The following is an 18,740-nucleotide window of genomic DNA, read 5'->3' on the forward strand; positions in this document are numbered from 1 at the left end:
CCGCATTATGAAGGCCTCACAGAAGTTCGCACTCGATTACACGCCAATACGGTCGAAAACTCCTTGCACTACGGGCGGCAACCACAGAAGCGACTGCACCGGCTCTGCAGCTCTGCTGGGCAGTCTGCCCTCTGCCGAATGGAGGCTTGCTGACAGAGGCTATGACGCCGACTGGTTCCGGGATGCGTTGAAAGACAAAGGAATACGCCTCTGCATCCCCGGGTGGCAGGGGCGCGGAAGGGCCGTCCGTTACGACAAACGACGTTACCGGCGCCGCAACGGGATCGAGATCATGTTCGGCCGATTGAAAGGCTGGCGCAGGGTTGCAACCCGCTACGACCGATGCGCCAAGCCCGTCCTCTCAGCAGTCGCACTCGCTGCTATCGTCATGTTCTGGCTTTGACGATCAATGAGTCTGGACCCTAAACACAGTTGCCAGGCTGAAGGCCGCAGGGATCAGTCTGGCACGTGGGACGAATCGCGGGCCAGTCTGACGGCCCGGTCCAGCACCTGATGATCGCCGATATGGTTCATCAGGATCAGCACCAACCGCGCGTTCAGGGCGTGACTTTCATCCTCGGTCAGCCCGTCATGGATGGCGATCAGGCGCGCATAGGTTTCATCGGGTCGGGTCAGGTTCGGGTGGGTGATCAGCATGGGTCAGACCTTTCCGATGGCACGGGCAAGCGCGGCGGCAACGGCACTTTCGTCGAATTCCGCCCAACGTGCGGCGACGTGCTGGTCGGGGCGGATCAGGTAGACCGCGCCTCCGGCAGCGCCCAGATACCGGGCCATGACTTCTGGCGTTGCTTCGAGGGCAAGGCGCGGCACGGTCAGGCCATGGGCGGACAGGCTGTCGGGGGCAGTCCGATTGATCGTCAGCAGCGTGAAGCCCCGCCCAAGATGGTTCAGCAACCATCCCTCGGCCAGCGGCGCATCCGGGCAGGGGCTGCCGGGGCGGGTGCGCGCGGGCATGTCCGGTTGGTCAGGGCCATTCAAGGCCGAACCGTCATAGGTGCAGGGCAATGACAACCGACCCGAGTTGACCATCGTGCGCGCGAATGGCAGCGTTTCGGCCAGTTCCAGCACCGCGTTGCGGAACAGCCTGGATACCGGGGTCTTGGGCGTGATGAAATCTGTGGCGCGGGTAGAGTTCAGAATATTCTCGTCGGCACCGTGAACCCGTTCCGCATCATAGCTGTCGAGCAGGCTCTCCGGTGCCGTCCCGTCCACGACCAGCGCCAGTTTCCAGGCGAGGTTGTCCACGTCCTGAACGCCCGAGTTCGCCCCCCGTGCGCCGAACGGGCTGACCTGATGGGCCGAGTCACCGGCGAACAGCACGCGGCCATGGCGGAACTTGTCCATCCGGCGGCACTGGAAGGTGTAGATCGAGCACCAGTCCAGCTCGTATTCGACCTTCGGCCCAAGCATCGCATCGACGCGGGCGCGGATACTGGCCGGCTCCAGCTCTTTCGTGCGGTCGATGTTCCAGCCCAGTTGAAAGTCGATGCGCCAGATATCGTCGGGCTGCTTGTGCAACAGCGCAGAATCCCCTGATTTGAAATGCGGCTCAAACCAGAACCAGCGTTCGGTCGGGAAATCGGCCTTCATCTTGACGTCGGCGATCAGGAAGTTGTCCTCAAACACCCGCCCGTTGAAGGACAAGCCCAGCATGCCGCGCAAGGGGCTGCGGGCACCGTCGCAAGCGATCAGCCACTCGGCCTCCAGCTTGTAAGGGCCATCCGGTGTCATGATTCCCAGGGTCACATGGTTCGCAGAAGGGATGATGGTATCGACGCGATTCCTGCCCCGCACCTCGATCGGCGCACCTTCCGCCTGCGCAGCGACGATGGCGTCATGCAGGAACTTTTCGAACCAGGGTTGTTGCAGGTTGATGAAGGCCGGGAAGGCGTGGCCGCTTTCGGGCGACAGGTTGAATTCGTAAAGCAGCCGGTCATCGTGGAAGACCTTGCCGACGTTCCATTGCACGCCCTTGGCCAGCATCGGCCCGGCCGCGCCCAGACGGTCGCAGATTTCCAGTGTGCGCTTGGCAAAGCACAGCGCACGACTGCCAAGGCCCGCACCCTCGTGATCGTCCAGAAGCACGACCGGCACCCCGCGGCGACCGAGGTCAAGCGCCGTAGCCAGGCCGATGGGTCCGCCGCCCGCAACGATGACCTTGTGCCGGACGGGGGCAGGCGCTTCCTGATCCGTTGACCGGGCATAGGGATAAAGGCGGAACGCCAGCGGGTAGCGTTCGGCAACAAGGTCAGTCATGTGCTTCTCCCTAAGCTTCGGTCAGCTCTGCAGTGCCGCCCACATCTCCAGATCGCGCGCGGCGGTCCAGATCCGGGGGTGGCTGATCCCGCGGGCCTCGTCATAGGCGCGGGCGACGTTGAAGGGCAGGCAATGCTCGTAGATCGCATAGTCCTTGAACTTGGGGTCACACTCGGCGCGGGCAGCGTCCCAGGCTTCCTTGAGGCTGCCGTTGCGCGCGGCGATCCGGGCGACCGGGCGGTAGGTGCTGTCCACAAAGTCCTTGGTGCGGTCAAGCGCTGCATTGACCGCTGTGCGTCCCACCACGGCATCCCCGCGACCGGGGGCGATGGCGTCCAGATCATAAGCGCGGATCGCCTCGAGCGTGGCGCCCCAGTCGGCAAAGTGGCCGTCGCCGCAATAGCATGCGGAATGGGCCTCGACGATGTCGCCGGTGAACATCACGTTCGCGTCGGGAACGTGGATCACCGCGTCCCCCGCGGTGTGGGCACGGCCCAGTTGCAGAATATCAACCCGCCGCTTTCCCAGCCAGACGGACATGCGACCGTTGAAGGTTGTGGTGGGCCAGGTCAGGCCGGAGATCGATTCATGCCCCTGAAACAGGCGCGGAAAGCGCTGAAACTCGCTGTCCCAATCTTCCTGCCCGCGCTCGGCCACCATGTTGCGGGCGGCTTCCGACATGATGACCTGCGGTGCGCTGAAGGCGCTGGCCCCCAGCACACGGACCGCGTGGTAGTGTGTCAGCACGACATGGCTGATCGGTTTGTCGGTGACGCCCCGGATGCAGTCAATCACCTTTTGCGCCAGGCGCGGGGTGGCCTGAGCCTCGACCACCATCACCGAGTCATCGCCGATGATGACGCCCGAGTTCGGGTCACCCTCGGCGGTGAAAGCATAAAGCCCCTCGCCGATTTCGGTAAAGCTGATGTTCTTTTCCGCGAGGTCGCTTTGCGACGCGAATGCCTTGGCCATGGTTCTTGTTCCTTACCGTGCGTAGGGGGCGGCGAGTGCGGGGATTACCTTGCCCACGCAGTCGCCGAAGCCGATCGTGTAGCCATCGCCCTTGCACTGGCCGCGCAGGGTGAGGGTGTCGTGGTCCTGAATGAAGCTGCGGCTGCCGCCGTTGATCGGGAAGGGTTCCTTGCCGCCCCAGCTGAGTTCCAGCAGGCTGCCACGGCTGCCTTTTTCCGGCCCGGAAATCGTGCCAGACCCCAGAAGATCACCCACATTCATCGGGCAGCCGCTGGTGGTGTGATGCGCAAGTTGCTGGGCGGCCGAGTAATACATCTCGGCATAATTGGTGCGCGCGATGATGGTTTCTCGGCCACCCTCCGGGGTCAGTCCGACCTCGAGCGCGATGTCGTAGAGCATCGGCCCCGGCTCCTGAAGGTGCGGAAGCAGCGGCACCTCGCGTGGCGGGGTCGGGGTGCGGAACGGCTCCAGCGCGGCACGGGTCACGATCCAGGGGCTGATCGTCGTCGCCGTCGCCTTGGCCTGAAACGGCCCCAGCGGCTGGTATTCCCAGGCCTGGATGTCGCGCGCCGACCAGTCGTTGAGGAGCACATAGCCGAAGATCATCGCATCGGCCTCGGCCACGGTCACCGGCCCCTCGGACGGGGTGCCGACGATGGCCCCCATCTCCAGCTCGATGTCAAACCGGGCCGAGGGCGCAAAGCGCGGCGCGTCATCGTTCGGCCCCTTCACCTGCCCCCAAGGACGACGGACATCAGTGCCGCTGACGATGACCGAGGAGGCCCGGCCATTGTAGCCTATGGGGATATGCAGCCAGTTCGGCGGCAGGGCGTTTTCCGGCCCTCGGAACATGGTGCCGACGTTGAAGGCATGGTGCCGCCCTGCGTAGAAATCGGTGTATTCGCTGACCAGAAAGGGCATGTGCAGCGTCACATCGGCAGCCGGGACAAGGAACGGGTCAACCGCTTTCCGCTCGGCCGAGCCTTCCGCCAGAAGCGCCGTCAATCGGTCGCGCAGGTACGTCCAGACCGCAGGCCCGGCCTCCATCACATCGTTCCAGAAGGGCACGTCCAGCAGAGGGCCGTCCGGCAGGGTAAGCAGCCCCGCCGCTTCCAGCGCTGCCACATCCAGAACGAAATCGCCGATGGCCACACCGCAGCGCGGTGCGTCGGCACCGGTGGAAAACACCCCGCAAGGCAGGTTGTTCAGCGGAAACGGGCAATCCGGCACGTTGGCCCTGTCGACCCAGGATCTGTGCAATCCCATCACTTCACACCCGGCGTGCCGTCGAACTTCTTCTCGAGCGACCCCCAGCAATCAATGTAGTCTTCCTGAAGGTGACCCGCCTGCGCGGCAAAGGGCGTCAGGTGCTGCGGAAAGCGGGTTTCGAACATGAACGACATGGTATCGTCCAGCTTTTCGGCCCCGAGGGCCGCGTTCGAAGCGCCTTCGAATGCATTCTTGTCCGGTCCGTGCGGCAGCATGCAGTTGTGCAGCGACAAGCCGCCGGGAACAAAGCCCTTTGGCTTGGCGTCATAGATGCCGTAGATGTTGCCCATCATTTCAGACATGACGTTCTTGTGGTACCACGGCGGGCGGAAGGTGTTCTCAGCGACCATCCAGCGTTCGCGGAACAGTACAAAGTCGATGTTCGCAGTTCCCTCGATCCCACTCGGGGCGGTCAGGACAGTAAAGATCGACGGGTCGGGGTGGTCGAACAGAATCGCGCCAATGGGGCAATAGGTGCGCAGATCGTATTTTACCGGGGCGTAGTTGCCATGCCATGCCACCACGTCCAGCGGGCTGTGGCCGATCCGGGTCTCATGGAACTGACCGCACCATTTTACGGTGACGGTCGAGGGCACCTCGCGGTCCTCGAACGCTGCCACCGGCGTCTTGAAATCGCGCCGGTTCGCCATGCAGTTTGCCCCGATCGGGCCCCGACCGGGCAATTCGAACTTCTGGCCGTAGTTTTCGCAGACAAAACCGCGCGCCGGGCCTTCCAGAACCTCTACCCGGTAGACGAGGCCACGCGGCAGGATGGCGATTTCCTTTGGCTCCAGATCAATGACGCCCAGCTCGGTGCAGAACCGCAGACGGCCTTCCTGGGGGACGACCAGCAATTCGCCATCGGCCGAGAAGAAATAGGACTCCTTCATCGACTCTGTCACCAGATAGACATGCGTTGCCATGCCGGTCTGCGTGTTCACATCGCCTGCCGTGGTCATTGTGCGCATGCCGGTGATCCACGTCAGCGGTTCTTGCGGAACCGGCAGCGGATCCCAGCGGTACTGGCCAAGGCTGATCACATCAGGATCAATGCAGGGCGCCGATTTCCACTGCGGGACATCAATCTTGCGAAAGCGGTGCGTATGCTTGACCGAAGGACGGATGCGATAGCACCACGTCCGTTCGTTCTGATGGCTCGGTGCCGTAAAGGCGGTGCCGGACAGCTGTTCGCCATACAGCCCGTAATTGCATTTCTGCGGACTGTTCATTCCCTGCGGCAGTGCACCCGGCAAGGCTTCGGTTTCAAAATCATTGCCGAAGCCGGGCATGTAGCCCTGATGCGGACCGGCAACCGATGCGGCACGGATCATGCCCTGAGGCAGAGAATGGCTGGTCATGGGCGTCTCCAGAATGGTGAAGCAGGTCAGGCCCGCAGCGGACTGGGCTGGCTTGATCCGATTTATAGTTGCGAATGCTACCAAGTCAAGATAAAGTTGCAAACGTTACGATCTGGAGGGCGGGATGCCCGAGACCGTCCTTTACGACTACTGGCGGTCCTCGGCGGCCTGCCGGGTGCGGATCAAGCTGCCCGAACTCTGCCCTCTGGCCGGTGCTGGATCAGAGTGACGAGAAGCCGGCCTCCAATGCGGACAGGATCTTCGCCACGTCCGTCTCGCTGACGACCAGCGGCGGCGACAGGATGATGTTGTTGCCCGATACCCGGATCATCACCCCCGCCTCATAGGTCGCGCGATGCACCTTGCCGATGGCTTTCTTGTCGATCGGGGTCTTGCTGGCACGGTCCGACACCAGTTCCAGCGCGCACATCAGCCCGTGCCCGCCACGCACATCGCCGATCACCTGATGCCGCGCCATCAGCGCCTGAAGCCCGGCGAAAAGCTGGCTGCCGCGTGCGGCTGCGTTGAGGTGGACCTGCTGGCGTTCTGTTTCCTTGAGGCAGGCGATGGCGGCGGCGGCGCCGACCGGGTGACCGGAATAGGTATACCCAGACCCGATAGCCCCCTTGCCGGTGGTGTCCTTTTCGAACACCTCGGCCACGGCATCGGCGACCATGACCACGCCGAAGGGGAAATAGCCGTTGGTGATCGCCTTGGCCGACACCAGCAGGTCCGGCTGCACCCCCCAATGACGCGACCCCGACCAGCTGCCGGTGCGTCCGAAGGCGGTGATGACCTCATCCGCTATCAGCAGTATCCCGTATTTCGAACACAGGGCCCGCACCCCAGGCATGAAACATGCATGCGGCGGAATCACCCCGCCCGCACCCAGCACCGGCTCCATGATGAAGGCCGCGATGGTCGAGGCATCCTGAAACCTGATCTCATCCTCGATGGCGGCAAGGCAGAGCTGCGCCAGCCGCTCGGGGTCGGTCTCGTTGAAGGGGTTGCGATAGGTATAGGGTGCTGGCGTATGAAAACAGCCCGGCATCAGCGGTTCATACTGGGTGCGGAAATTGGCGTTGCCGTTGACAGACGCGCCCAGCGTGTGTGTGCCGTGATAGCCCTTCTTCAGGCTGAGGAACTTGACCCGTCCGCCCTCACCCCGGATCTTGTGATACTGCCGCGCCAGCCGCAGCGCGACCTCCACCCCGTCCGATCCGCCCGAGGTAAAGAAAGCGCGGCTCAGCCCGTCGGGGGCGAAGAAGGCGGCCAGCATCTCGGCAAGTTCGATCACGTTGTCATTGGTCGTGCCACGGAAGATCGAATAGTAGGGCAATCGGTCAAGCTGTGCTGCGATGGCATCCTTCACCGGCTGGCAGGAATAGCCCAGGTTCACGTTCCAAAGGCCCCCCACCGCATCGACGCTGCGATGGCCGTCGATGTCGATGATCTCGACCCCTTCGGCCTCGACGATGATGTCGGGCGGGTTTGCCAGGCTTTCGGCGGGGTGGGACATCGGATGCCACAAGCGCCGTGCATTGTTTTCCTTGAGGAAATTGGAGTCTTTCATGGGATCAATCTCCTTGGCAAAGCAGTCCAAGCGCGCGGGCATAGCTTTCGCCGGGCTGCGTGACGTCAAAGTGGACAAAGGGCATGCCGGTTTCAGCGGCCCCGCGCAGGTTTTTCGCCTGATCATCGACAAAGACGCAGGCATCGGCGGGCAGCCCCAGACCTTCGGTTACCAGATGGAAGGCGCGCGGGTCCGGTTTCAGAATGCCGGTATAGGTGGCGTCCACGATCAGGTCGACATCGGCCAGGAAGGGCAGCTTGCTGCGGAAATCCTTGCCGTAGAACAGGTCCAGCTCGTTCGACAGGATCGCCAGCCTGCAACCCGCCGATTTGGTGATGACCATCGCCGCCAGCGCCTCGGGCCGGATCACTGCCGCCGGATCGGCGCCGCGCAAGCGCCCGACGAACTGGGGAAACTCAGTCCAGACCTCGCCAACCAGGGCGCCGGTTTCCTGCATCCGCAGCGCCCAGTAGTCGCGTTCGGTCATCTCGCCCGCCTGCATCGCGCGCCAGGGGGCATCCTGGTCGGGATCAAAAGGCCCGCGCCAGGTCAGGGTGCCCGTGGCAAGGCCAAGCGCGGCTTCGGACAGGGCGTGCGTTTCGAACAGGGTTTTCGAGATTACCCCCCCGAAATCCAGCACCAGCGCCCGGGTCACAGCTTCACCCAGGCGGTCTTGAGGTCAAGAAACTTATCAAAGGCGTGCAGCGACTTGTCATGCCCGTTGCCCGATTGCTTGACCCCGCCCAGGGGGACAGTCAGGTCGGACCCGCCATAGGTGTTTACATGCACAATCCCCGCGCGGATTTTGCGCACCATCCGATGCGCCCGCGACAGGTTCGTGGTCCAGACCGCTGCGGCAAGGCCGTAGCTGGTATCATTGGCCAAGGCCACCGCCTCGGCCTCGGTGTCGAAGGCGGTGACGGCGACGACTGGGCCAAAGACCTCCTCGCGGAAAAGGCGGTCTTCGGGCTTGGCATCGGCCACGATGGCGGGAGACATATAGAAGCCACCGGTTTCCTGCAGGATGCGGGTCCCGCCGATGACATTGCGACCCAGCGCCCGCGCCTCGTCAACGAAGGCGAGGTTCTGCAGCAACTGGCGTTCGGAATTCACCGCACCCGCTTGCGTCGCCGTGTCCAGCGGATCGCCGACCTTGATGGCGGCGGCATGGGCGGCCAATTTTTCCACAAATGCCGCGTGGATGCTGCGTTCGACCAGGATCCGCGACCCGGCAATGCAGACCTGTCCCGAGTTGCGGAAGATGCCGTGGGCCGCTACCTTCGCTGCCTCATCCAGATCGGGCGCATCGGCAAAGACGATGTTCGGCGACTTGCCCCCAAGCTCCAGATAGACGCGCTTGAGGTTCGACCGCGCCGCCGCCTCCAGAAGCCGCCGTCCGGTGCCGCCTGATCCGGTAAAGACCAGCACATCGACATCCATGGAGTCCGCAATCCGCGCGCCAACGACGGCGCCTTCGCCGGTGACAACATTGAACACGCCGGGGGGCAGGCCCGCCTCCAGCGCAAGCTCCGCCACCCGCAACAGCGTCAGAGACGCGGTCTCGGCCGGCTTCAACACCATGGTACAACCCGCGGCCAGAGCCGGGCCGAATTTCCAGGCACCGATCATCAGCGGAAAGTTCCACGGCACGATGGCACCGACGACGCCTACAGGCTCGCGGTGGACGAGGCCAAGAAAAGCCGGATCGGTGGCCGCGATTTCGCCGTGCAGCTTGTCGATCGCCTCGGCATAATAGCGGATGGTCGCTGCGGCAGACAGCGGCTCGGCCTTCAGCGCCATGCCGATCTCGGTGCCGTTCTCGCGCACTCCAAGAACGGCGATTTCCAGCGCGTTGGCCTCGATCAGTTCGGCCCATTTCAACAAGGTCTTCTTGCGTGCGGCAGGGGGCAGGTCGGACCAGCGGCCATCGTCAAACGCCCGGCGTGCCGCGGTGATCGCAGCATCGGTATCGGCCACAGTGCCGCGTGCGCAGGTGGTCAACACACTGCCGTCGATTGGCGACACGACCGCCATGGTTCCCCCGTCCGAGGCCGAGACCTGACGGCCATCCACGATGTGCTGGAACGCGGGCAACGGCGCTGCGCGCAGGGATTCGATCTGGTTCTGGCTCATGTCGGTTCTATATTTACACCATTGGTGGTTATCATGCACCGATAGCGGTGACGGGTCAACCGGACAATCGCCGCACCGGGACCGACCAAAGCGGCAAGGCCCTGACGCAAGACCACGCGCGCAAGGATCAGGTTTGCGAAAACCTGGCGGCGGCAGCTCGGAATTCGGCGGGCGGACGGCCCCCGGTGCCGAAGTTCAGCTTGTCGGCCTCGGGGAAAAGCGCGGCAATCGTCTGGCGGCGCAAGTCATTTGTCATCCGGTGTGCGGGCATCGCCACAGCGATGGCGCCGGCCGGCGTGCCATCGGTGTCGAAGACGGGCATGGCTATGCCATAGACGTCATCTTCATTGGTCTGGTCCGCTTCGGCATATCCGGTGAGCCGGACTTCCTGCAAGCGCGCCCTGATAATATTGGGGTCAGTGATCGTTCGCGAGGTCTTCGCAAAAAGGGGCTCGCTGAGCACACGGTCGACAAAGTCCGGGCGCGAGAACGCCAGGACCACTAGCCCGGACGCGGTGCTGTGCATCGGAAGGATCTCGCCCGCGACCAATGAGACCCTGCTGCCCCGGTTGCTTTCACTGACGCCGATGGTTGCAAGCGCGCGACCCGATATCAACGAGGCATGGGCGGTTTCCCCGATTGCCGCAGAAAGGGTTTCCAGCGAGTGCTGAAAGATGGAAGATACCGGAAAGGCGGTCTCACGCACCCGGGCAAGGCGCAGAACGCCCGCGCCCAGCCGGTATAGCCGCGCATCGCCGCGCTTTTCCAGAAGCCCGTGATCGCACATCACAACCAGCATCCGATGCACCGTCGCCTTGTCCACTCCGGACCGGCGGGCCAAGTCCGACAGACCGATCTCTGGTTCGGATTCCGAGAAATAGTCAAGTAATAACAAGGCTTTGGCAACGGTGCTGGACATATCCGACTTTTTTCTTTCCTGGCCGGTCCGGCCACTCATGTCAAAATCATTGACGGAACCAGACGCGGCGACTAACATTGAACCACTGGTGATAATAATAAACCACAGAGAGGTCGTCAATGCTTAACTCGAAACTCGCCGTATTGGCTGTGGCTGCCGCCGGCCTTGCTGCACCGGTTGCCGCAGAATACCCTGACCGCCCCGTCAGCTTCGTCGTCCCCTTCCCGCCGGGTGATCTTGAAGACGTCCTGACGCGCATGATCGCCGAGGATTTCCAGGCCAAGTACGGCGTTGCGGCGGCCGTGGTGAACAAGCCCTCTGAAGGTGGTCCGTTTCCGGGTGCCGCCGAAGTCGCCGCTGCCGCGCCGGATGGGTACACCATCGGATCATTTGTCGTCGATATTCCAGTCGTCGGCCCCGAGGTCGGCGTTCCCGGCCTGAACCCCGACCCGTTCGAGCCGCTGGGAATCTTCCTGACCTATCCCTTCGTCATCGCGACCGCCACCGACAAGCCGTACGCGTCCATGGCCGAGCTTGCGGCGTATTCGCAATCTGAGCCGCAGCTTCTGGGTCATTTCGGTGCATTCTTGCTGCCCACGCAGGCAAGTTTTGCCGCCGCCAAGGAGCTGGGTTTCGAATGGGGCGGTGAGGCCTCGTCGGGGTCGCTGGATTGCAATTCGCTGGCCTCGGGCGATTTTGACGTGATCAACACCACGATCCAGCAGCTTCTGCCCTGCCTGGACAGCGTGAAGATCCTTGCCACCGTCACCGAAGGGCCGATTTCCGTGGTGCCGGACGCGCCAACCCTGGCTTCGGTCACCCCCGATCTGAACATCTCGCTGTGGAACGGGCTGTTCGTCCACAAAGACACGCCGGCCGAGGTGCGCGAAAAGATCATTGCCTCTGCCAAGGAAACCATGGCGTCAGACCGCGCGCAGGGGCTTGCCGCGCAGACCGGGGCGATCGTCTACTGGATGGACGCCGAAGCTGCCGCCGCCCGTATCGCCTCGGATATCGAGGTGTCGGGTCGCATTGCAACGATGATTGCCGAGTAAGCCTGCAATCCGCACGGGCCGCTGTTTGCCTAGCGCGCCAAGGGCCTGCGACGCATTCCCCAAAAGCAAGCCAGATAGGGAGGTTGGCCCGATGAGCCGACAAGAGGACGATCATCCGCATGTCTTCCCCGAAGGCCGAAAGCCGGGCGAGATCCTGTTCGTGACCATCACCATGATGATCGCGCTGGCGCTGCTTGCGGCGATCCCATGGCAGACGACCTGGCTTCCGGGCAAGGGATTTGCGGCACAGCCGCGTTTCTGGCCCGCCCTCTCGCTTGGCGGGGTTGTCCTGTTCGGGCTGATCAACGCCCTGTCGCGGGTGCGGGTCGCCCGCACACCCGGCCGCTGGCAAGAGGCGGCGCTCTGGCTGCGGTCATTGGAGTTCATCGGCTGGTACATGCTTTATGTGCTGGCGATCCCGGTGATCGGCTACCTTGCCGCAACGATGGTCTTCTGCACCGGTCTGGCGCTGCGGATGGGCTATCGCGGCAGGACCGTCTGGATCGCGGCGGCCTTTGGCCTGTTCGTCGTCCTGTTTTTCAAGACGGCGATGAACGTGAAGATCCCTTCGGGTGCGGCCTACGACCTCGCGCCGGAGCCGCTTCGCTACATCCTGATGCGTTATTTCTGAGGGCCACATGGATTCGTTTTTTTCCGGCATCGAACTGCTTGCACGTTGGGATGTGATTGCTGCCCTGCTGATCGGGTCGATTGGCGGCGTTCTGGTGGGCGCGATGCCCGGTGTGGGTGCGGCCGTGGCCATTGCCATCGCGTTGCCGGTGACCTTTTCGCTTGAGCCGATTGTCGGTCTGACCCTGCTTCTGGGCATTTATGGCTCGTCCATGTTCGGCGGCGCGATCCCGGCAATTCTAGTCAACACCCCCGGCACCCCTGTCAACGCGCTGACCACCTATGATGGCTATCCGATGACAAAGCGGGGGGAATCGCGGCGGGCGCTGAGCCTTGCCTATTCCTCGTCGTTTTATGGCGCGGTTCTTTCCATCGCGGCGCTGATGCTGCTAGCGCCGATACTGGCCAAGGTGGCGCCGATGTTCGGCGCGCGCGAGATCTTTCTGGCGGCCCTTCTGGGGATAGTGCTGGTCGTGGTCACCCATCGCGGGCAAGTTCTGACCGCTGCCATTCTGGCCTGTCTGGGGATTTTCCTGTCGACCATCGGGATCGAGCCAAGCGCCTACACGCAACGGTTCACCTTCGGCCAGCCTTGGTTGCAATCGGGGATTGACCTGATCGTCGTGGTACTGGGCCTCTTTGCCGTCAGTCAGGCGCTGGTGCTGCTGATGAGCAAGGACAAACCCATTATCCTGCCTAAGGTCGACAAGATCGGCTTCTTCACCCAGATGCGTGAATTGTGGGTCTACCGGCGGATTGCCACGGTCGCATCCTCTTTCGGCGTGATCTGCGGGATGATCCCCGGTGTGGGCGAGTTCATGTCGCAATTCATGTCCTACAGCTACGCTCAGAAGACATCCAAGACGCCCGAGCTGTTCGGCAAGGGTAACCCGGAGGGAATCGTCGCATCAGAGGCCGCGAACAATTCGGTGCCGGCCGCAGCGATGATCCCGCTGCTGGCGCTTGGCATCCCGGGCGAAGAACTGACAGCCATGATGCTGGCGGTGTTCTACGTCCACAATGTTGTCCCCGGACCCCGCCTCTTTGCCGAGCAGATGGATTTCATCTACGCGCTCTACATCAGCCTGTTCCTGCTCAATGTGATCGTCGTCGCGTTTCTGTTCTTTGCGACCCGGACGATGATGAAGGTGATGCTGATCCCCAATCGCTTTCTGGGGATCATGATCCTGACCTTCAGCCTGATCGGGGTCTACACGCTGCGCAACTCGCTGACCGATGTCGCCATCGCTTCAGCTTTCGGGTTCTTCGGGTTCATCCTCAAGCGGCTGGAACTGCCGACCTCGCCCATCATCCTTGGCATCGTGCTCGGCAAGCTGATGGAAGACCGGCTACGCACCGCGATGGCACGGGTGCGTGAGCCTTTGGATTTCATCGACCGCCCGATCGCCTTTGTCCTGTTCCTGATGATCCTTGTCGCCATACTCGGGCAGGGCTGGACGGCGATAAAGGCGCGGCGCGCAACAAAAAAGGGTGTCAGAAATGGCTGATCTGATGGAGAGGCGCAGGACGCTGCTGGGGCCGAAAGTCTCAACCTTCTACGACGATCCTGTTCACATCGTGCGCGGCGAAGGCGTCTGGCTGTGGGACGCCAAGGGCCGCAAGTACCTGGATTGCTACAACAACGTGCCACATGTCGGCCACTGCAACGCGCGGGTGGTCGAGGCGATCTGCAAGCAGGCGGCCACGCTGAACACCCATACGCGCTACCTGCACGAAGGCATCCTCGACTATGTCGAACGCCTGACCGCAACCTTTGGCGATCCGCTGAAGACCGCTATCCTGACGTGCACCGGGTCTGAGGCGAATGACATCGCGCTCCGCATGGCCGAGGGCATGACCGGCAAGCGCGGGATCATCGCAACCGATGCCACCTATCACGGCAATACGACGCTGGTCAGCCATCTGTCACGGTCGAACGTGCCCGAGGTGGGCTTTGGCCTTGGCCAATATCTGCGCCATGTCGAGGCGCCGGACAGCTATCGCATCCCCGACCCGGACGGTCAGCGCTTTGCGGGCAAGGTGCAGGCGGCGATCGACGATCTGGAACGCGCGGGCACCGGCTTTGCCGCGCTGATCGTCTGCCCTCTGTTCCTGAACGAGGGCTTTCCGACCCAGGCGGAAGGATGGCTGCGTCCCGCGGCAGATGCCGTGCGCCGCGCCGGTGGCCTGTTGATCTGCGACGAGGTGCAGTCGGGGTTCGGCCGCTCGGGCAGCCATTTCTGGGGCCATCAGAAGCAGGGCATCGTCCCCGATGTGGTGACGATGGGCAAGCCGATGGGCAATGGCCACCCGGTTGCGGGGCTGGTGACGCGGCCCGACATCATGGCACGGTTTCGCGGGTCGTTCCGGTACTTCAACACCTTCGGCGGCAACCCGGTGTCCTGCGCGGCGGCCATGGCGGTGCTGGAGGAATTGCAGGTCAGGGACCTGCAAGCCAATGCCGCGCGGATTGGCAGGCTGGCGCACCAGCGGCTGACCGACCTGGCCCGGAAATACCCGGTGATCGGCGATGTCCGGCAGTCTGGCATGGTGTTTGGTGCCGAATTCGTCCTGGACCGCGAAACGAAAGCTCCCGCCGCCGCCTATGCCGATCTGGTGGTCAACCGGATGCGCGAGCGTGGGATCATCCTGTCCAGGCTTGGTCGGGACAAGAACACGCTGAAGATCCGCCCGCCGATGCCGTTCGGCGAGGAGCATCTCGACCTTCTGATGACGACGCTGGACGTGGTTCTGGCGGAAACTCCGGTAGCGGCATGAGCGATCCGGTCAGGCAGGCACTGGCACTTTGGGGCCTTGAGGCGGCTGAGTGCAGCTTTGTCGCGGGTCGCGAGAACCGGGTTTACCGGGTCAGGGCATCAACCGGCGACCTCGCACTGCGGATCAAGCGGCCCGGCTACCGGCAAGAGGATGAGCTGTTGTCCGAGCTTGCCTGGCTTGAAGCAATGGACAGGGCCGGGCTGCATGTGCCACGACCGCTGCCGTCGCGGGGGGGCAAGCTGCTTGAACGCCTTGAGACGGGCTTTGCTGATGTGGTCGAGTGGCTGCCGGGCAAGCCCATGGGCAAAAGCCGCGCTCCCTTGGCGCTGGAGAACCGGGAAGCGGTGTTTTACGCGCTTGGCCGGGAAATGGCGCGGTTGCATGCCGCCTGCGATGCGTGGCAACGGCCCGCCGGGTTTCGGCGCTGTCACTGGGACATTGATGGGCTTCTGGGAGAGGCTCCGGTCTGGGGCCGGTTCTGGGACAACCCGACGCTGGCGCCTCTGACGAAAGAGCTTTTCCTCCGATTTCGCGACGCGGCCCGCGACCGCCTTGTCAGGGCCGGGACCGCATTGGATACGGGTCTGATCCATGCCGACCTGGTGCGCGAAAACGTGCTTCTGGATGGGCCGGTCATCCAGATGATCGACTTTGACGATGGTGGCTTCGGCTTCCGGCAATTCGACATGGCGACCGTCCTGCTGAAAACCATCGTAGAGCCGGATTACCGGTCGTTGAAGGGCGCCCTGATCAAGGGCTATCACAGCCAGAGACCGCTGGACCTGTCGCATCTGGACCTGTTCATCGCCATCCGGGCGCTGACCTATGTCGGCTGGATCGTGCCGCGCATTCAGGAAGAGGGCGGGGCCGACAGGAACGCGCGCTTTGTCGCCCAGGCAAAAGACCTGTGCGCGGCCTGCTTTCAGGACAACATGGCGTTTCAAGGGGACAGGACAGATGACGAAAACGATTCTGGTCATCGGCACATTCGACACCAAGGCGGATGAGCTGGCCTATCTGATCGGTCGGATCGAGGCACAGGGTGGGGCCGTGTTGGCGATGGACGTCAGCGTTCTGGGCGAGGCAAAGATCCCGGTCGAGGTCAGCAAGCACCACGTCGCGGCAGCCGTCGGCGAAACCATAGACGGACTGATCGCACTGGGCGAGGAAGGCGAGGCCTTTGCCAAGATGAGCGCGGGCGCCGCCCTGCTGACCCGCCGCCTGCACGAGGCGGGCCGGGTCCACGGCATGATCGCACTGGGGGGCACCATGGGGACTGACCTTGCGTTGGATTGCGCCCAGGCCCTGCCGCTGGGTGTGCCGAAATACATTGTCTCGACCGTTGCCGGATCGCCCCTGATCGCCGCGGAACGGATGGCGGCGGATGTGCAGTTCATCCTCTGGGCCGGGGGGCTTTACGGGCTGAACCCGCTGTGCAAATCCTCGCTCAGTCAGGCCGCGGGCGCGGTGCTGGGGGCGGCACAGGCGGTCGAGCCACCACGTTTCGACCGACCGATGATCGGGATGACCTCGCTTGGATCATCCTGCCTGAAATACATGAAACGCCTGCACCCCGAATTGACGCGGCGCGGCTATGACATCGCGGTGTTCCACACCACCGGCATGGGCGGCATGGCCTTCGAGCGGCTGGCGGTCGAGGGGGTGTTCGCCTGTGTGATGGATTTCTCGCTGCAGGAATTCGTCAATGTCCAGCACGGTTCGCTGGTCAGCGCCGGGGCAGACCGGTTGACCGGAGCGGGCCGGAGCGGCACGCCGCAGCTGGTGGCGCCGGGTGCGGCGGATATCCTTGATCTCGCCGGCTGGCAGGAAATCCCGCCGCGGTTTCATGATCGCCCGTTCCACCAGCACAACCGGCTGATCAAGAATGTGGCCTTTAACGCCGAGGAACGCCGCGCCTTGGCCCGTGCCATGGCCGAGAGGCTGGCCGGGGCAAAGGGCCCGACGCATTTCTTTCTGCCGAAAGGCGGGATCGAGGAATGGGACCGCCCCGGTGAGGCAGCGCATGATCCCGAAGGGCTTGCCGCCTTTGCCGACGAGGCCGAACGCGCCCTGACCGGACGGGTTGGGCTGACGACGCTTGAGTGTCATATCAACGATGCCCAGTTCTGCCAGGCAGTGCTGGCAAAGCTGGACGAATGGGTTGCGGAGGGCATCGTCGCTGCGGGGAGGGTGTCGGCATGAGCGGTCGGTTCAGCGGAAAGGTCGCGCCGATCTCGGGCGGCGGCACCGGGATCGGCGCGGCGATTGCGCGCTGGCCCCTCAGCCGATCCAGTCCACCATCTGCGCGTAGATCAGGAACGCAGAGGCAATGGCGATCCAGATCCCGAACAATGGCAGGAAAAACCGCACCCACTTGTCCCAGCTGACCCCGGCCAGCGCCAGCGTCGCCATGAAATAACCCGAGGTCGGGTAGAGGATATTCGACAGCCCGTCGCCCAGCTGATAGGCCAGAACCGCATTCTGCCGGGTCACGCCGATCAGATCCGACAGCGGCGCCATGATCGGCATTGTCACCAGCGCCTGACCACTGCCCGACGGCACAACAAAGTTGAAGCACAGTTGCGCCGCAAACATGCCAAGCGCAGAGAAGGTTGCAGGCATGCTGCCCACCAGGTTGCCCAGGGCATGCACCAGCGTATCCATCACCTGGCCCTGTTCCAGCATGATGGCGACAGCGCGTGCAAGGCCCACGATGATGGCGCCCACCAGCACATCCTGAAAGCCCTTGTTGAACGCAGCACAGATCCGGCCGGTGTTCAGCCCGGCAATCAGCCCGACGCTGATGCCCATGATCACGAACAGCCCCGCCATCTCGGTCATGAACCAGCCCCGGGTCAGAACGCCCCAGACCATCAGCGCAAAGAACCCGATGGTCGCAAATCCGCCCCACATCTGCCGCTGGGTGAATCGCTTGGCCGGGGTGTCAAGGTCATGCACAAACGCCTGACGCTTTTCGGCTTCGACCGCATCATCCGCCATCAGGCTGGCGGCGGGATTGGCGCGGACTTTCAGCGCATAGCGCATCAGATAGGCGATGGCGGCCCCAAGCAGGCACAAAAGCAGCAGCGACCGCAGCCCGAAACCGGAATACAGCGGCAGCTCGGCGATGGTCTGCCCCAGCCCGGTGTTGATAGGGTTCAGCACACCTGCGGTAAACCCGGCGGTCGTCGCCAGCAGCGCCGTAGCCACGGCGGTCACGGAATCAAAGCGCAGGGCAATCATCAGCGGCAGAATGACCGGCACATAAACCAGCGCCAGTTCCTGCGTGCCGATCAGTGTGGCAATGACCGCGAACGCGGCCATCAACACCGGAATCATCAGCACGCTGCGACCGGCAAAACGGCGGGTCAGTTTGTCTACCGCCACGTCAATAATGCCGGTGTGCCGGATCACCATGAACATGCCGCCAATGATCAGCGTGAAGAACACCACCTGAGCCGCCCCCATCAGCCCCAGCGGCACGGCCATCATGAAGCCTTCCAGACCCACCGGGGTGGAGTCGACATAGCGGAACGTCGCGGCATCGACCGCCACCCGCCCGTTGGGCAGCGTGATCCGGTCATACAGCCCTGCCGGAATGATATGCGTCAGCAGCGCCGCGATTGCCGTAAAGACAAACAGGATGACATAGATATGCGGCATGCGGGACCGCTGCGCGGCATCGTCCCCGGTTTGATCGGTGGATGTGTCAGACATTGTATTCTCCCGGTTGGGCGCCGTGCGCCAGCTTTGCAATGTGCCCTTCACAGACATCT

General features: G+C 63.2%; 17 protein-coding genes. 7 read left to right on the top strand and 10 right to left on the bottom strand.

Translation table 11 applies throughout. The features are described from left to right. The coding region (locus J2X53_RS17860; RefSeq protein ID WP_349038859.1) for a transposase at window positions 1–403 on the top strand (403 nt) is incomplete at its 5' end. A 53-nt stretch (window positions 404–456) separates the two neighbouring features. Here J2X53_RS17860 and J2X53_RS17865 read toward each other — a convergent pair. The 9 genes from J2X53_RS17865 to J2X53_RS17905 form a co-directional block, all read right to left on the bottom strand. Then, entirely contained in the window at window positions 457–657 is a 201-nt protein-coding gene (locus tag J2X53_RS17865; RefSeq protein WP_349038860.1) for a DUF2783 domain-containing protein, read from the bottom strand. A 3-nt stretch (window positions 658–660) separates the two neighbouring features. Continuing rightward, window positions 661–2,277: an FAD-dependent oxidoreductase gene (locus J2X53_RS17870; protein ID WP_349038861.1), complete on the bottom strand. Its 1,617-nt coding sequence runs from the start codon at window positions 2,275–2,277 to the stop codon at window positions 661–663. A gap of 21 nt (window positions 2,278–2,298) precedes the next feature. Next, window positions 2,299–3,249 carry an MBL fold metallo-hydrolase gene (locus J2X53_RS17875; protein WP_349038862.1) on the bottom strand — a complete coding sequence of 317 codons (951 nt, stop codon included), beginning with the start codon at window positions 3,247–3,249 and terminating at the stop codon, window positions 2,299–2,301. Window positions 3,250–3,261: 12 nt separating this feature from the next. After that, window positions 3,262–4,515 (bottom strand): fumarylacetoacetase, encoded by a 1,254-nt coding sequence (gene fahA, locus J2X53_RS17880; RefSeq protein WP_349038863.1) that lies wholly within the window; start codon window positions 4,513–4,515, stop codon window positions 3,262–3,264. Next, on the bottom strand, window positions 4,515–5,876 hold the full coding sequence (gene hmgA / locus J2X53_RS17885; protein WP_349038864.1) for a homogentisate 1,2-dioxygenase: 1,362 nt from the start codon (window positions 5,874–5,876) through the stop codon (window positions 4,515–4,517). Before hmgA ends, fahA begins: the two co-directional genes overlap by 1 nt. A gap of 220 nt (window positions 5,877–6,096) precedes the next feature. Continuing rightward, window positions 6,097–7,449: an aminotransferase class III-fold pyridoxal phosphate-dependent enzyme gene (locus tag J2X53_RS17890; RefSeq protein WP_349038865.1), complete on the bottom strand. Its 1,353-nt coding sequence runs from the start codon at window positions 7,447–7,449 to the stop codon at window positions 6,097–6,099. A 4-nt stretch (window positions 7,450–7,453) separates the two neighbouring features. Continuing rightward, on the bottom strand, window positions 7,454–8,104 hold the full coding sequence (locus tag J2X53_RS17895; protein ID WP_349038866.1) for an HAD-IA family hydrolase: 651 nt from the start codon (window positions 8,102–8,104) through the stop codon (window positions 7,454–7,456). Continuing rightward, window positions 8,101–9,582 carry an aldehyde dehydrogenase family protein gene (locus J2X53_RS17900; protein WP_349038867.1) on the bottom strand — a complete coding sequence of 494 codons (1,482 nt, stop codon included), beginning with the start codon at window positions 9,580–9,582 and terminating at the stop codon, window positions 8,101–8,103. The genes J2X53_RS17895 and J2X53_RS17900 overlap by 4 nt, the downstream gene beginning before the upstream one ends. A 127-nt stretch (window positions 9,583–9,709) precedes the next feature. Then, the gene (locus J2X53_RS17905; RefSeq protein ID WP_349038868.1) at window positions 9,710–10,501 is read right to left on the bottom strand and encodes an IclR family transcriptional regulator; all 792 of its coding nucleotides are present in this window, start codon (window positions 10,499–10,501) and stop codon (window positions 9,710–9,712) included. A gap of 119 nt (window positions 10,502–10,620) precedes the next feature. On the opposite strand from J2X53_RS17905, the gene J2X53_RS17910 reads away from it, so the two are divergent. The 6 genes from J2X53_RS17910 (at window position 10,621) to J2X53_RS17935 (ending at window position 17,166) form a co-directional block, all read left to right on the top strand. Further along, window positions 10,621–11,556 carry a tripartite tricarboxylate transporter substrate-binding protein gene (locus J2X53_RS17910; protein ID WP_349038869.1) on the top strand — a complete coding sequence of 312 codons (936 nt, stop codon included), beginning with the start codon at window positions 10,621–10,623 and terminating at the stop codon, window positions 11,554–11,556. Between the two features lie 91 nt (window positions 11,557–11,647). Continuing rightward, window positions 11,648–12,187 (top strand): tripartite tricarboxylate transporter TctB family protein, encoded by a 540-nt coding sequence (locus J2X53_RS17915; protein ID WP_349038870.1) that lies wholly within the window; start codon window positions 11,648–11,650, stop codon window positions 12,185–12,187. 7 nt (window positions 12,188–12,194) lie between these two features. Then, on the top strand, window positions 12,195–13,694 hold the full coding sequence (locus J2X53_RS17920; protein ID WP_349038871.1) for a tripartite tricarboxylate transporter permease: 1,500 nt from the start codon (window positions 12,195–12,197) through the stop codon (window positions 13,692–13,694). Next, window positions 13,687–14,964 (top strand): aminotransferase class III-fold pyridoxal phosphate-dependent enzyme, encoded by a 1,278-nt coding sequence (locus tag J2X53_RS17925; RefSeq protein WP_349038872.1) that lies wholly within the window; start codon window positions 13,687–13,689, stop codon window positions 14,962–14,964. Before J2X53_RS17920 ends, J2X53_RS17925 begins: the two co-directional genes overlap by 8 nt. Then, the gene (locus J2X53_RS17930; RefSeq protein ID WP_349038873.1) at window positions 14,961–15,971 is read left to right on the top strand and encodes a phosphotransferase; all 1,011 of its coding nucleotides are present in this window, start codon (window positions 14,961–14,963) and stop codon (window positions 15,969–15,971) included. The genes J2X53_RS17925 and J2X53_RS17930 overlap by 4 nt, the downstream gene beginning before the upstream one ends. Then, window positions 15,922–17,166: a Tm-1-like ATP-binding domain-containing protein gene (locus tag J2X53_RS17935; RefSeq protein WP_349038874.1), complete on the top strand. Its 1,245-nt coding sequence runs from the start codon at window positions 15,922–15,924 to the stop codon at window positions 17,164–17,166. Before J2X53_RS17930 ends, J2X53_RS17935 begins: the two co-directional genes overlap by 50 nt. A 78-nt stretch (window positions 17,167–17,244) precedes the next feature. Here J2X53_RS17935 and J2X53_RS17940 read toward each other — a convergent pair whose 3' ends face one another. Beyond that, window positions 17,245–18,681, bottom strand: a complete 1,437-nt coding sequence (locus J2X53_RS17940; RefSeq protein ID WP_349038875.1) for a YfcC family protein — start codon at window positions 18,679–18,681, stop codon at window positions 17,245–17,247. Window positions 18,682–18,740 lie beyond the last annotated feature (59 nt).

The sequence above is a fragment of the Pseudotabrizicola sp. 4114 genome (assembly GCF_031457365.1).
In the GTDB taxonomy this organism is placed as follows: Bacteria; Pseudomonadota; Alphaproteobacteria; order Rhodobacterales; family Rhodobacteraceae; genus Pseudotabrizicola.

What these genes read in the sequence shown, in the direction of transcription:
- J2X53_RS17865 (WP_349038860.1), bottom strand. Translation starts at nt 657, where the DNA reads ATGCTGATCACCCACCCGAACCTGACCCGACCCGATGAAACCTATGCG.
- J2X53_RS17870 (WP_349038861.1), bottom strand. Translation starts at nt 2,277, where the DNA reads ATGACTGACCTTGTTGCCGAACGCTACCCGCTGGCGTTCCGCCTTTAT.
- J2X53_RS17875 (WP_349038862.1), bottom strand. Translation starts at nt 3,249, where the DNA reads ATGGCCAAGGCATTCGCGTCGCAAAGCGACCTCGCGGAAAAGAACATC.
- fahA (WP_349038863.1), bottom strand. Translation starts at nt 4,515, where the DNA reads ATGGGATTGCACAGATCCTGGGTCGACAGGGCCAACGTGCCGGATTGC.
- hmgA (WP_349038864.1), bottom strand. Translation starts at nt 5,876, where the DNA reads ATGACCAGCCATTCTCTGCCTCAGGGCATGATCCGTGCCGCATCGGTT.
- J2X53_RS17890 (WP_349038865.1), bottom strand. Translation starts at nt 7,449, where the DNA reads ATGAAAGACTCCAATTTCCTCAAGGAAAACAATGCACGGCGCTTGTGG.
- J2X53_RS17900 (WP_349038867.1), bottom strand. Translation starts at nt 9,582, where the DNA reads ATGAGCCAGAACCAGATCGAATCCCTGCGCGCAGCGCCGTTGCCCGCG.
- J2X53_RS17905 (WP_349038868.1), bottom strand. Translation starts at nt 10,501, where the DNA reads ATGTCCAGCACCGTTGCCAAAGCCTTGTTATTACTTGACTATTTCTCG.
- J2X53_RS17910 (WP_349038869.1), top strand. Translation starts at nt 10,621, where the DNA reads ATGCTTAACTCGAAACTCGCCGTATTGGCTGTGGCTGCCGCCGGCCTT.
- J2X53_RS17915 (WP_349038870.1), top strand. Translation starts at nt 11,648, where the DNA reads ATGAGCCGACAAGAGGACGATCATCCGCATGTCTTCCCCGAAGGCCGA.
- J2X53_RS17920 (WP_349038871.1), top strand. Translation starts at nt 12,195, where the DNA reads ATGGATTCGTTTTTTTCCGGCATCGAACTGCTTGCACGTTGGGATGTG.
- J2X53_RS17925 (WP_349038872.1), top strand. Translation starts at nt 13,687, where the DNA reads ATGGCTGATCTGATGGAGAGGCGCAGGACGCTGCTGGGGCCGAAAGTC.
- J2X53_RS17930 (WP_349038873.1), top strand. Translation starts at nt 14,961, where the DNA reads ATGAGCGATCCGGTCAGGCAGGCACTGGCACTTTGGGGCCTTGAGGCG.
- J2X53_RS17935 (WP_349038874.1), top strand. Translation starts at nt 15,922, where the DNA reads ATGACGAAAACGATTCTGGTCATCGGCACATTCGACACCAAGGCGGAT.
- J2X53_RS17940 (WP_349038875.1), bottom strand. Translation starts at nt 18,681, where the DNA reads ATGTCTGACACATCCACCGATCAAACCGGGGACGATGCCGCGCAGCGG.